This window comes from Sorangium sp. So ce321, assembly GCF_051530195.1.
In the GTDB taxonomy this organism is placed as follows: Bacteria; Myxococcota_A; Polyangia; order Polyangiales; family Polyangiaceae; genus Sorangium.
This window is the reverse complement of record NZ_CP150329.1, coordinates 12,239,804-12,252,393: the sequence shown is the minus strand read 5'-3', so window position 1 is coordinate 12,252,393 and position 12,590 is coordinate 12,239,804. Positions and strand designations below refer to the sequence as shown.

Here is a 12,590-nt window from a genome sequence, read left to right as displayed (position 1 = left end):
ACGGCACATCGCTCGAATGACTCGCCCATGGGGGAGCCTTCGCAGAGACCGGGCCTCCGGGCCAACTTACCGACGCCCGGGGGCGAGCGTCATGCGCGCGCGGCCCGGCCGCGCGCCCGCTCCTCGGCCCAGGCGATCACCCTGTCCGCGGGATCCGAGCCGAGGAAGCGCCCGAGCTCCTGGATGCCTGTCGGGCTCGTGACGTTCACCTCGGTCAGGCGCTCGCCGATCACGTCGAGGCCGACGAAGTGGAGGCCGTCGGCGCGCAGGCGAGGCGCGACCGCGCGGACGAGGTCGCGCTCGCGCGCCGTCAGCTCCGTCGAGACCACGCGCCCGCCCACATGGATGTTCGATCGGTGATCGTCGTCGCGCGGCACCCGGAGGATGGCGCCGAGCGGCTCGCCGTCGAGCAGCAGCACGCGCTTGTCGCCCTCGACGACGGCGGGGAGGTACTCCTGGACCATCACGAGGCGGTGCCCCTCGCTCGTCATCATGTCGGCGATGGCGCGCGCGTTCTTGTCGCGCTCGCTGATCTGCAGCACGCCGAGGCCGCCAGCGCCGTCGAGCGGCTTGATCACCGCCGTGCCGCCGAGGGCGCGCACGAACGCGTGGATCTGCTCGCGATCGGCGGTGACCAGCGTCTTCGGCGTCCACTCCGGGAAGTTCAGCGCGTAGAGCTTCTCGTTGGCGTCGCGCAGCCCGCGCGGGTCGTTCACGATGAGCGGGCAGCGCCGCGCGCGCTCCAGGAGCAACGTCGCGTAGAGGTAGCTGCGATCGAACGGCGGGTCCTTGCGGATGAAGATCACGTCGACGTCCGCGAGGCGGAGCCGGCGCGGGCCCCCCGCGAGGTCGAGCGAGATGAACGGGGGCGCGTCGCCGATGATGACCGGGGTCGCCGAGGCGTGCGCCTCGCCGCCCTCGACCGAGAGGTCGCGCGGCAAGCAGTGGTAGCTCTCGTGTCCGCGCGCCTGCGCCGCGCGGATGAAGGCGAACGACGTGTCCTTGTCGTGCGCCACGCGGCTCAGCGGATCCATGACGAAGACGAAGCGCATGCGGTCTCTCGTGGGTTGTGGGGGTCGAGGGGAGGGGAGGACGACGCCCGCTCAGGCGGGCGCCGTCACTGCATCGCAGCGAGGACGAGCTGCGTGCTGAGGTCGTCGCCGAGGTCCGAGGCGAGCGCGTAACCGACGCCGCTGCGCTCGGCGGCCACGACCGAGTAGCCGTTGATCATGCCCACGTAGACGGGGCGCTCGCGCACGACGCGCGGCTGGAGGATCGGCTGCGCCTTCTGCACGGGGACCGCGCGCGAGTTGAAGAGGTACACCGTCACGCGGTGGTTGCCCCGGACGATGTACTGGAGCAGCGCGGCGCGCCGATCGCGCATCGTGTGCACACGGGCGCCCATGAAGTTCACCGGCATCGACTGGAACTCCGGCCTGCGGACCGGCACGCCGACGAACGGATCGAAGCGCGGGAGGTCCTCCGGGTTGGTCGTCTCCGGCGGCAGCGGCTGCGCGTGCTGCGTGACGAGATCGTCGAGCAGGATCTCGACGCTCTCGGCGCGCGCCGCGTCGAGCTCCACCTTCGCGGTCTCCTTCGGGGCGTCCGGCGCGGCGGCCCGCTGACGCGTCACGCCCACCATGAACACGACGCCCGCGGCCACGGCGAGCGCCGCCGCGTACCCCTTGTGCATGAGGCGCGGCCTCGCCTCGAACGACTGCGCCGCCTCGCGCGCCGCCCCGCGCGCGTGCTCGTGCGCGATGGCGGCGGCGATGCGCGCCCGCAGCGCGTTCGGACACTCCGGCGGCTTCGACCGCCTGAGGCTCGCCCGCAGCGAGCGCAGCAGCTTCACCTGCTCGAAGCACGGCGGGCACTGGACGAGGTGGGACTCGAGGTCGACCGCGTGATCCGGGTCCAGCTCGCCGTCGACGTAGGCCGACAGCGCGTACTCGAACTGCGCGCAGCTCTCGATCGACTTCGCGGCGCTCATGCGACACCCCGCTTCCGCTTGCGGTACGCGTCCAGGTCGGCAGGCGCCTCTTTTGCGGCGTCGTCGCTGACGATGCCCATCAGGACAGCGTGCTCGCGCAGCGTCTTCTGGAGGAGCTTGCGGCCCCGGTGCAGCCGCGACATCACCGTGCCGATCGGGCAGCCCATCGCCTCGGCGATCTCCTTGTAGGAGAGCTCCTCGATGTCCGACAGCACCACCGCCAGGCGGAACTCCTCGGGCAGCTCGTCGAGGGCGCGCTGCACCTCCGCCTCGATGAGCGGCGTGAGCGCCTGGGTCTCCGGATCGCGCATCGCGCGCATCGTCGTCGCCCCGACCCACCCGTCGGTGAGCGGCTCGGCGTCCGGGCCGTCGAAGATGCCTCGCTCGAGGCCCCCGCGCCGGTACCGGTTGATGAACGTGTTCGTGAGGATCCGGAGCAGCCAGGCCTTGAGGTTGGTGCCGGGCTCGAACTGATCCCGGGCGCGCATCGCCTTGACGATGGTGTCCTGGACCAGATCCTCCGCTTCGGTCGAGCTCTTGGTCATCCGGCAGCTCACGCCGTACAGCGTGTCCAGATGACCGAGCAGCTCGACCTCGAAGGCGTCGGCGCGCCCTCCCTCACTGCTGGATAACGACAGGTCCTGCGCTACGGACGCAGGTTTCTTGCTGAAGAAGAACGGCATGGGATCGACGGGGGAACAGGGGAGCGGCCAGTACTATTCCGGCCTGCTCTCGCCCCCCTGACCCTCGGCAGCGGCTTCATCCGCAACGGAGCCAGCCTGGAGCGGAGCCGTGCCCTCGCTCTGTTCACCCGTGCGTTCCTGGAGCTTCGCTTCCAGCTCGTCAATACGCTGCGAAAGGCGCTTGACATCGGCCTGGAGATCCCGAACGAGCCCGAGGCCCGGCAGGATCGAGAGGACGCGCTCGTCGACCGCCTGCTGCCACTGATCGAGCGTCTGCTTCGAGCTCTCGACGATGCCGCTCAGGCGCCCCTTCGCGTGGCTCGACCTGTCCGCGTCGAGCGCCGGGGGCGGCTGGGACGGCGACGCGGAGGCCGCGGGCTCAGCTGCGGGCGCCTGCGCCGTCCCCGGCGCTGCCACCCCGCCCTCTCCAGGGACCGCGCCGGGGATGAGCCGGCCGATCGGCCCCTCGCGCAGCTGCGACAGCAGCCGCTCGCCGCGCTCCTGGATCAGATCCCTCAGCGTGCCGAGCGGAACCGAGCGCGGCTGCGACTTGAGATCCTCCGAGATGATCAGCGCCAGCGTGACCTCGGTCTTGTCCTCCTTGGTCGCGTTGTCGATGATCTGGACCTCTTCGCCAGCCCGGACCATCTCCCCGATCTGCTGCAGGGTGACGTAACGACTGTCCTTCGTGTCGTAGAGCTTCCGATTGGAGTAGCGCTTAATAACGCGACGCGGTACCTCGCCGCCGCCTCCCAGGGTCTCCTTCGCCGTTTCCATCTCCTCTACGCCTCGAGTCGATTGGACCACTGCCAGAAACCTCGCGCAAGGAAAGATCACTCGATATCACTCGATAAAAAGGGGAGGCGTGCAGGAGCCGGCGATCGAGCTACGTGACGTGACCGCGAGCTATCCCACCGGGAGGCTGGCGCTGGAGGGGATCTGCCTGGAGGTGTGCGCGGGCGAGCTCTGCGCCGTCCTCGGGCCGAACGGCGCCGGAAAATCGACGCTGGTCCGGGTCCTCTCCGGGGCCCTGCGGCCGGCGCGGGGGGAGGCGACCCTGCTGGGGAGGCCGCTCGGCGGCATGGACCGGCGGGCGATCGCGCGGTGCGTGGCGGTCGTGCCCCAGGGGATCGCCTCGACGCCCGGGTTCACGGTGCGCGAGGTCGTGATGATGGGCCGCGCGCCCCACCAGGGGGCCTGGATGCGCGCCTCCGGCCGCGATGAGGAGGCGGTCGCCCGGGCCCTCGGCGCGTGCGACCTCGTGGAGCTCTCGGGGCGGCCGGTGGCCGAGCTCTCGGGCGGCGAGCAGAAGCGGGTCGCCATCGCCCGCGCCCTCGCGCAGGAGGCGCAGGTGCTGATCCTCGACGAGCCCGGGGCCCACCTCGACATCCGGCACTCGATCGAGGTCCACGAGGTCGTGCGCCGGGAGGTCGCCGAGCGGCGCCTCGCCTGCGTCGCGGTGCTGCACGACCTCAACGCGGCCGCCCAGTACGCCGACCGCGTGGCGCTCCTCAAGGCCGGGCGGCTGGTCGCGCACGGCACCGTCGAGCAGGTGATGACCTACCGGCGGCTCAAGGACGTGTTCGAGGCAGAGCTCTACGTGGGGGTGAACGAGCTCGACGGAAGCCGGTACTTCCTCCCCGTCCGGCCGTGCGATCCTCCGCAATCTCGACCGCCTGAGCGGCGCGGTTTATAAGCGGCGCCATGCGCGGATCTCCACCCTGGAGAGCTCTCCCTCGCGGCCTGCTGCCGTGCCTCCTGGCCCTCGTCGCGCTCCTCGGCGCGGCCGGCTGCGGCCGGAGCAGGACGGCGCCGGAGCTCCTGAGCGTCATCGACGTCGTGCCGCGCGAGGTCGACCTCGGCGATCGCATCGAGATCCTCGGGACGAACCTGCCCACCGCGGAGGCGAAGGAGGCGGTCGTCACGTTCCGCGGGACGCTGAGGCGCCCCGGCCAGGCGCCGCTCACCGGTCAGAGCATCGAGATCGACGACGCGCAGGTCAGCAGCAACAAGGTCTCGCTGGTCTTCTCCGAGGGGCTGCAGGCGCTCTTCGCCGGCCGCGGCGACGACGCGGTGCACACGACCTTCCAGGGGGACGTCGTCGTCGAGATCCCCGCGACGACGCCGGGGGCGCTCCCCGTGGCCGGCACGGTGAGGGGCGTCACGATCGACTTCATCCCGCCGACGCCGCGGCGCGCCGTCATCGAGGCGCGCGAGAAGGAGGGGACGCGCGCGCTCGCGTTCTTCGGCATCGAGGTCGCGGCCGAGTCGCCCCCGGCCGGCGGGCTCGTCGTGAAGGCCGTGCGCGACGGGAGCCCCGCGAGCCGGGCGCAGATCCTCCCCGGCGACGTCATCACGAGCTTCGAGGGCGTGAAGGTCCTCTCGCGGGGCGACGCGATCCCGAGCGGCCACGAGCGGCTGTCGACGATCGGGATCAGGCGGGGGGCCGCGGCGCCGACCGAGCTCCAGCTCTCGACCGAGGGGTTCCACGCGAGCGCGCCGACCGACCTGCTCGGCGCCGGGATCCTCCTCGGCGTGGCCGCCGCGATCATCCTGCTCTTCATGGCGCCGACCGCGGGGATCATCACGTGGGTCGAGCGCCGCGTCTCGGCGCGCATGCAGTCGCGCATCGGGCCGAACCGCGCCGGGCCGCAGGGCTTCCTCGTGTGGATCGCCGACGGCATCAAGTCGATCCTCAAGGAGGACATCATCCCGGCCGAGAGCGACAGGGCGCTCTTCCGGCTCGCGCCCTACCTCGTCTTCGTCGGCGTGTCGGCCACGTTCGTGGTCATGCCGTTCGGCCAGTACCTCATCGCGGCCGACCTCGACATCGGCATCCTCTTCGTCATCGCCGTGACCTCGCTGGTCACCATCGGCCTCATGACCGGCGGCTGGGCGTCGAACAACAAGTGGTCGCTCCTCGGCGGCGTCCGCTCGGCGGCGCAGATCATCAGCTACGAGATCCCCGGCGCTGTCGCGATCGTGTGTATCGTCATGATGACCGGCTCGCTGCGCCTGCAGGACATCATCGGCGCGCAGGGCGGCGCCGGGGCCTCGTTCCTCGACGTGGGCGGCTGGCCTTGGTACTGGTTCGTCTTCCGCAACCCGATCACGTTCGCGCTGTTCTTCCTGTACTTCACGACGGCGCTCGCGGAGGGCAACCGCGCGCCGTTCGACCTGCCCGAGGCGGAGAGCGAGCTCGTCGCCGGCTACTCGACCGAGTACTCGGGGATGCGGTACCTCTTCTTCTTCTTCGCCGAGTGGGCGAACGTCTTCGTGATGTGCGGCATCGCGAGCGCGCTCTTCCTCGGCGGCTGGCAGATCCCCGGCGTCTCGCCGGCGCAGCAGGAGGCGAGCTTCGGGCTCCAGCTCCTCGGCGTCTTCCTCTTCTTGCTGAAGAGCTGGCTCCTCGTCTTCGTCGTCATCTGGATCCGCTGGACGCTGCCGCGCGTCCGGATCGACCAGATGATGAACCTCTGCTGGAAGTGGTTCGTCCCGCTCTCGTTCGGGGCCTTCCTCCTGACGGCGCTCTGGATGGTGATCGGCGTCAGCAAGACGGTCCAGCTCGTCATCAGCGTGGTCACGTTCGCCGTCTGGGCCTACCTGCTCATCCACTTCATCCGCAGGGTCCAGTACAACCTGCGGCAGGCCAAGGTCGCGCTCCACCTGAATCCGTTCCTGTGAGAGCAAACCGCGGTGCCACCTCGGCCCTGCGCTGAGGTATGCTGGCGCCGTGGCGGTTCCGTCGAGCCCGGCCTCCGATTTCTGCGCAGCGTGCGGTTATCCGCTGCGCGGGCCGCGGTGCGAGGCGTGCGGGGTCGACCGGTCGCCAGCGCTCTCGCGCCGGCCGCCCCCCGCCGACGCGGACTGGGACGGGAGCTCGATCGACGCGTGGCGCACGCGGGATCCGGTGCGCTTCGTGGCCCACTGCGCCTCCGCAGAGGCCGGGACGAGCGTCCAGGCGACGACGCTGCAGGACGGCGTGGGGTGGATCGTCCCGCTGGCGGCGGTGACGCTGTTCGTCGCGCTCGACGCGCCGCTCGAGCGGGTGTCGATCGACGTGCCGGTCGCGCGCGTCACGGAGCGGCACCGCGTGCCGCTGCTCCGGACGGCGCTGGAGCTCTCCGGCGGGCCCGAGCCCTTCCGGCTCTGCCTCCGGGACGATCTGCTGCTGCTCCGCCGCGTCGGCCGCGTCGCCGCGTTCACGCCGGAGGCGCTGCGCCAGGCGCTCCGCGAGAGCGGCGAGGCGGCGCAGCGGCTCGGCGCGACGATGACGGCGTGGTTCGACGCGCGACCGCCGTTCTCGGAGGAGCAGCGCGCGAGCCTGACGTGGGCCTCGGCCGGCCGCGCCCGGCCCCTCAAGAGCTTCTCCATTCCGCCGACGCCCGGCCGCGCGCAGGGCGCCCCGTCGGTGCGGGCGGCCGCGCCCCCTTCGCCGATCTCGGCGGTGCGGACGCCGCACGAGGAGCACTCGGCGTGGGCCGCGCCCCCCTTGCCGCGCCTGCCCGAGTCGGTCGCGCGCCCGATCCGCGACGCGGACGCGATCCCCGACATCCTTTCCCCCTCGCTCGCGTCGGTCGCGTCGGTCGCGTCGGTTCCGGCGCCGACGTCCCTCGGCGCCGCGTCGGCGAGGAACGGCGGCGTGCCCGCCTCGAAGGCCGGCATCCTCCCGCCGGCGCACGACGGGGGCGTCGCGTCGAAGGCGATCAGCAGCATGGCGATGCCTGGACCCGAGGGCGGCGCCGCGAAGGCGGCCGCGCCGAGCTCGGCGACCGCGGCCCCGCTCTCGGGTGAGCACGCGCCCGCCGCGGACACGCCCCCGCAGATCAGCGATCGCCGCAGCGCGCGCACCGTCCCCTTTCGCCGCTCGACCTCCAGCATGGCCGTCGCGACGACGCCGGTGTCGGTGCGCCCGCCCGCGCTGCCGGAGGTGGAGCTCGATCCTCCGTCGCGCCAGAACATCCCGTCCCGCCCCGAGTCGACGAACACGCCGGCCGATCGGTTCTGCCAGCTGCTCCGCGACGCGCAGGTGCTCGGCACGGCGCTCAGCTTCCAGGAGCGGCCGGGCGTCATGGTGCTCCTCATCCGGTGCACCGTGTTCCGCGCGATCTACGAGTACGGCGACACGATGCCGGACGCGGTGGCGCACCTCTACCGGTGCACGGCGGCCGCGACCCGCGAGCTCATCCAGGCCGAGGGCGGCGCGCGCCGCGGGAGCACGGGCGGCGTCGCGGAGCCGGCGTTCCTCGCGATGGAGCGCCTCGTCACGGTGCGCGGGCAGGTGCCCGAGGAGAAGCCGCTCCACGTCGACCCGCTCACCACGGCGGCGCTCGCGCGCGAGCACCTCGGCCGCTACCTGCGCGAGATCGAGCGCGCGCCGGCCGACCCGATGCTCCGCCACTTCCTCGCGATCGGCGCGCTGTCGGAGCTGCTCGTGCGCACGAAGCTGCCCCTCAAGACGGAGCAGCGGCTGCGCGACATCGTCGCCTACGCGCAGCGCGACGGCGCCAAGCCCGGCACGATCGATCTGCTGATGACGGCGCTCTCGAGGATCGTCGCCCAATGACGTCGCAGCTCGCGGCGCACGGCGACGGCGATCTGGCCCTGCTCCACGAGCGCGTCGCCCGCGCTCGCCGCTCGATCGTGGCGATCCGCGCCGGCGTGCTCGTCACGACCGGCTGGGTGGCGCTCGGCAACGGCGTCGTGGTGACGAGCCGGCGCGGGCTCGGCTACGCGACGGAGGTCGCGCTGACGTTCGAGGACGGGCGGAGCATGGCGGGGCGCGTGATCGTCGCCGACGTGGGCCGGGACGTGGCGCTCGTCGCGCCGGGCGAGCCGCCCGGCGTCGCGGCGCTCGCCGTGCGCGCCCCGGCCGAGCCGCGGCTCGGGGAGCGCGTCGCGGTCCTGAGCTGCCTGCCGGGGCAGAGCCTGCGCCTCGCCGTCGCGAGGGTGTGCCACGTGGCGCGCAAGGTCGACGGGCAGCCCCCCGCGTTCGAGCTCGACGTGGCGGCGCCCCTGGGCGCGCCGGTGCTCGATCCGGAGGGGCGCGTGCTCGGGGTGGTCGCGGCGCCGTCCGGCGTCGGAGGAGAGCTCCCGGGCCACAGCGTCGTGCTCCCGGCGAGCGCGTTCCAGCCGACGCTCGCCTCCGTGGAGCGGCCGCTCGGCGAGCTCCGCGACAGGGCGCCGGTCTACCGCTGCCCGGCGTGCGAGGAGCCGTTCGACATCGAGAGCGATCGGTGCCTGGGCTGCGGCCGGCTGCTGCCGCACGCGTTCGCGCCGTCGCCGGCCCGCGCGGGCGTCGAGCGGGTGATCCGCCAGGGCCTGTCGGCGCTCGGGATCATCGCCAACCGGGCGCGCGTCGGCCCGAGGGCCTGGCGCATCGCGCAGCGGCCGTTCCCGGCGGCGGAGACGGCGACGCAGGTGGACGTCGAGATCGACGAGGCGGGGCGCCTCTTGACCCTGAGCGCGCCGGTCGTGGGCTTGCCGGCGGCGAACCACGAGCCGTTCTATCGGTTCCTGCTCACGATGAACGACCAGACCACGGGGGAGTTCCGCGTGTCGATCACGGGCGACGAGGTCTCGGTGTCGTGCGTGGCGTCGCTGGAGGGCTTCTCGGATCACGACGCGGCGCTGCTCATCGACGGGCTCGTCCAGATGGCCGACGAGTACCGCCGCACCCTCGCCGAGACGTTCGAGGCGGCGCCGCGCTTCGAGTCGGGGTCGCGCTGAGGGACGCCGCGCTGGTAGCTTACCCGCGCCTGCACGATGCGTGCGGCCACCCCCTGTCCTCGAGGAGATCATGAAGCGAGAAAAGCGACTGACCAAGCGCGAGCGGAAGGCGCTCGCGCCGGCGCGCCCGGCGGCGCCCCATCAGCACAAACACATCCACTGCGTCGCCTGCGGCAGGCACCTCGATGAGGTGGAGTTCGGGGTGCAAGGGACGGCGACATGGCTCCAGTGCCTGCACCGGTCGCGCTTCGCTTCCTGCGTCGAGTGCGTCGAGATCTCGAAGCGCCTCCTCGCCGAGCACGACCGCACCGGGCAGCCAGTGCAGTCCGCCCAGGCGTGGCACTGAGGGCGGAATCACCGCCCGTGAGCCGCGCGCCGCGAGTTCGATCGATGACATCTCGGGGCGACCGCGCGCAGGCGGACGCTCTGGACAGGTGACTTCATAACCCCGCGCTCCACCGCCCCCTGCACCCCTCGCAGGCGCGTGGAGGATCCTCAATCACAGGAAGAAGCTCACTGGCTGTACTCCAGGGTACGCTGACGTGTTCGCTTCCGGCGTGCCGCCCACGCGTCACGCATCACGCCGCTTGCTCATCGCAGCTGTCGCTCTTCGCCGTACACCCGCGCTGGCGCGTGCGGTGTCGCACAGCGCTCGCCGCCGCTCACCGCTCCTCGCCGCTCGCCGCGCCAGCGAAGCTCAACCTCGCCCGTTCACCCCGCGGCCGTCCACCCCGGATACGCTTGCGCTCGGCGCCCTTTGCGCCAATGGTTTGCGCCCCATTCATCTCGGAGGATCTGCATGACGAAACCAATCCGCCGCGCGGGCGTCATCGGCGCGGGCGTCATGGGCAGCGGCATCGCCGCCCACTTCGCGAACGCCGGCATCGAGGTCTTGCTCCTCGATATCGTGCCCCCGAACCTCGGCGACGCCGAACGGCAGGACCCGGCCGCCCGGAGCCGCTTCGCCGCGGGCGGGCTGGAGAAGGCGCTCAAGGCCAGGCCCGCCGCGTTCTTCCACCCGTCGAACGCCCGCCTCGTGCGCACCGGCAACACCGAAGATCACTTCTCCGAGCTCGCGCAATGCGACCTCGTCATCGAGGCCATCATCGAGAAGATGGAGCCGAAGCGCGCCCTCTTCGCGCGCCTCGAGCAGGTCATGCGGCCGGACGCGATCGCGGCGTCGAACACCTCCGGGCTGCGCATCGAGGAGATGATGCAGGGGCGCTCCGAGGACTTCCGCAAGCGATTCCTCGTCATGCACTTCTTCAACCCCGTCCGGTACATGAAGCTCCTCGAGCTCGTCGCCGGCCCCGATACAGATCCGGCCGTCGTCGCGCGCGTGCGGAGGTTCGGCGAGGACGTGCTCGGCAAGGGCATCGTCTTCGGGAAGGACACCCCGAACTTCGTCGGCAATCGCATCGGCACCCACGCGATGCTCACCGCCATCCACCTCATGGTCGAGGAGGGGCTCGCGCCGGAGGACGTCGACGCCATCACCGGCGTCGCCATGGCCCACCCGAAGAGCGCGAGCTTCAGGACAGGCGATATCGTCGGGCTCGACACCTTCGCCCACGTCGCCGAGAACTGTTACACGTCGCTCGAGCGCGACGAGGACCGCGAGGTCTTCAAGCTGCCCGCCTACATCGGGAGCATGATCGAGGCGAAGCTCCTCGGCGACAAGACCAAGGGCGGCTTCTACCGCAAGACGAAGGACGGGCTCGAGACGCTCGACCCCGCGAAGCTCCAGTATCGCCCGCACGGCGGCGATGAGGCGATCAAGAAGGCCACCCGGTCGTGCGAGAAGATCGAGGACCCGGCCGCGCGCGTGAAGAAGCTCGCGAGCGACCAGGGCAAGGCAGGGCAGTTCGCCTGGAAGGTGCTCTCCCGCTCGCTCGCGTACACGGCGCGGCGGGTCGGCGAGATCGCCGACAGCATCGTGGCCATCGATGACGCCATGCGCTGGGGGTACAACTGGGAGCTCGGGCCCTTCCAGACGTGGGACGCGCTCGGCTTCGCCGAGACCGTCGAGCGAATGCAGAAGGACGGCCTCAAGCTGCCCGAGTCGATCCTCCGCATGAAGCAGAGCGGCGCGACCTCGTTCTACCGCGCCGATGGAGCGGTGTTCGACCTCCTCAAGGGGGAGTACGTCGCCCGCCAGGTCGATCCGAGGAACGTCACGCTGGCCGGCGCGCGCGCGGCCGCGAAGGGCGTGAAGGCCGTGCTCGCCAACGACGGCGCAGAGGCATGGGATCTCGGCGACGGCGTGCTCGGCGTCACCTTCAAGACCAAGGCGAACAGCCTCGATCCGGACTCGATCGGGATGCTCTCGCTCGCCGCGGAGAAGGCCGAGCAGGACTTCCGCGCGCTCGTGGTCTTCAACCAGGGCGAGCACTTCTGCGTCGGCGCCAACCTGTTCCTCGTGGTGATGGCCGCGGGCAACAAGGACTGGGACGCGATCCGCAAGATGGTGAAGGGGTACCAGGACGCGACGCAGCGGCTGAAGTACGCGAGCGTCCCGGTCGTGGCCGCGCCCTACGGGATGACCCTGGGCGGCGGGCTCGAGCTCTGCTTCGCCTGCGACGCGGTGCAGGCCTCGGCGGAGACGTACGCGGGGCTCGTCGAGGTCGGCGTCGGCCTGATCCCGGGCGGCGCCGGGACGCTCAACATGCTCTGGCGCGCGTTCGAGGGCATCCCGGAGGGCGTGCCGGTGAACTCGTACGACCTCGTGACGCAGGTCTTCAAGAACATCGCCCTCGCCAAGGTCGCGACCAGCGCGGACGAGGCGAAGGCGCTCGGCTTCTTTCGCAAGACCGACGGCGTCTCGTTCGACCGGGCGCGCCAGCTGTACGAGGTGAAGGCGCGCGCCGTCGGGCTGGCCGAGGCCGGGTACCACGCGCCCGTGCCGCGCGCCTACAAGCTCCCGGGCGAGAGCGGGATCGCGACGCTGCAGATGATGATCGACACGCTCGTCGCCGGCGGCCACGCCAGCGAGCACGACGCGAAGATCGCGCGCAAGCTCGCCGAGGTGCTCTGCGGCGGCGCCGGGGGCGGGGCGCGCGAGGTGACCGAGGAGGAGATCCTCGAGCTCGAGCGCGAGGCGTTCGTCAGCCTGTGCGGTGAGCCCAAGAGCGCCGAGCGAATGCAGTACATGCTGATGAACAACAAGCCCCTTCGGAACTAGGTGAACG

Annotated in this window: 9 protein-coding genes and 1 pseudogene; 6 read left to right on the top strand and 4 right to left on the bottom strand. The window is 71.6% G+C overall.

Annotated elements, in window-relative coordinates; genetic code table 11:
• Positions 1-89: 89 nt before the first annotated feature.
• The 4 genes from gshB to WME89_RS45400 form a co-directional block, all read right to left on the bottom strand.
• A complete protein-coding gene (gene gshB / locus WME89_RS45415) occupies positions 90-1,052 on the bottom strand; it encodes a glutathione synthase (RefSeq protein ID WP_437621064.1) in 963 nt (320 codons plus the stop codon).
• 65 nt (positions 1,053-1,117) lie between these two features.
• The gene (locus WME89_RS45410; protein WP_438005783.1) at positions 1,118-1,990 is read right to left on the bottom strand and encodes an anti-sigma factor family protein; all 873 of its coding nucleotides are present in this window, start codon (positions 1,988-1,990) and stop codon (positions 1,118-1,120) included.
• A complete protein-coding gene (locus WME89_RS45405; RefSeq protein ID WP_438005782.1) occupies positions 1,987-2,673 on the bottom strand; it encodes a sigma-70 family RNA polymerase sigma factor in 687 nt (228 codons plus the stop codon). The genes WME89_RS45410 and WME89_RS45405 overlap by 4 nt, the downstream gene beginning before the upstream one ends.
• 33 nt (positions 2,674-2,706) lie before the next feature.
• A complete protein-coding gene (locus tag WME89_RS45400; RefSeq protein ID WP_437657730.1) occupies positions 2,707-3,450 on the bottom strand; it encodes a polyhydroxyalkanoate synthesis regulator DNA-binding domain-containing protein in 744 nt (247 codons plus the stop codon).
• Between the two features lie 139 nt (positions 3,451-3,589).
• On the opposite strand from WME89_RS45400, the pseudogene WME89_RS45395 reads away from it, so the two are divergent.
• From WME89_RS45395 to WME89_RS45370, 6 genes and pseudogenes are all read left to right on the top strand, one after another.
• A pseudogene (locus tag WME89_RS45395) lies at positions 3,590-4,369 on the top strand (ABC transporter ATP-binding protein); the annotation flags it as partial.
• 8 nt (positions 4,370-4,377) lie between these two features.
• On the top strand, positions 4,378-6,357 hold the full coding sequence (gene nuoH, locus WME89_RS45390) for an NADH-quinone oxidoreductase subunit NuoH (protein ID WP_438005781.1): 1,980 nt from the start codon (positions 4,378-4,380) through the stop codon (positions 6,355-6,357).
• A gap of 49 nt (positions 6,358-6,406) precedes the next feature.
• Entirely contained in the window at positions 6,407-8,239 is a 1,833-nt protein-coding gene (locus WME89_RS45385) for a hypothetical protein (protein ID WP_438005780.1), read from the top strand.
• Positions 8,236-9,402 (top strand): trypsin-like peptidase domain-containing protein, encoded by a 1,167-nt coding sequence (locus tag WME89_RS45380; protein ID WP_438005779.1) that lies wholly within the window; start codon positions 8,236-8,238, stop codon positions 9,400-9,402. The genes WME89_RS45385 and WME89_RS45380 overlap by 4 nt, the downstream gene beginning before the upstream one ends.
• 70 nt (positions 9,403-9,472) lie before the next feature.
• Positions 9,473-9,748: a hypothetical protein gene (locus tag WME89_RS45375; protein WP_437621056.1), complete on the top strand. Its 276-nt coding sequence runs from the start codon at positions 9,473-9,475 to the stop codon at positions 9,746-9,748.
• A gap of 453 nt (positions 9,749-10,201) precedes the next feature.
• The gene (locus WME89_RS45370; RefSeq protein ID WP_438005778.1) at positions 10,202-12,583 is read left to right on the top strand and encodes a 3-hydroxyacyl-CoA dehydrogenase/enoyl-CoA hydratase family protein; all 2,382 of its coding nucleotides are present in this window, start codon (positions 10,202-10,204) and stop codon (positions 12,581-12,583) included.
• Positions 12,584-12,590 lie beyond the last annotated feature (7 nt).

What these genes read in the sequence shown, in the direction of transcription:
- WME89_RS45400 (WP_437657730.1), bottom strand. Translation starts at nt 3,450, where the DNA reads ATGGAAACGGCGAAGGAGACCCTGGGAGGCGGCGGCGAGGTACCGCGT.
- WME89_RS45370 (WP_438005778.1), top strand. Translation starts at nt 10,202, where the DNA reads ATGACGAAACCAATCCGCCGCGCGGGCGTCATCGGCGCGGGCGTCATG.
- WME89_RS45380 (WP_438005779.1), top strand. Translation starts at nt 8,236, where the DNA reads ATGACGTCGCAGCTCGCGGCGCACGGCGACGGCGATCTGGCCCTGCTC.
- nuoH (WP_438005781.1), top strand. Translation starts at nt 4,378, where the DNA reads ATGCGCGGATCTCCACCCTGGAGAGCTCTCCCTCGCGGCCTGCTGCCG.
- WME89_RS45375 (WP_437621056.1), top strand. Translation starts at nt 9,473, where the DNA reads ATGAAGCGAGAAAAGCGACTGACCAAGCGCGAGCGGAAGGCGCTCGCG.
- WME89_RS45410 (WP_438005783.1), bottom strand. Translation starts at nt 1,990, where the DNA reads ATGAGCGCCGCGAAGTCGATCGAGAGCTGCGCGCAGTTCGAGTACGCG.
- gshB (WP_437621064.1), bottom strand. Translation starts at nt 1,052, where the DNA reads ATGCGCTTCGTCTTCGTCATGGATCCGCTGAGCCGCGTGGCGCACGAC.
- WME89_RS45405 (WP_438005782.1), bottom strand. Translation starts at nt 2,673, where the DNA reads ATGCCGTTCTTCTTCAGCAAGAAACCTGCGTCCGTAGCGCAGGACCTG.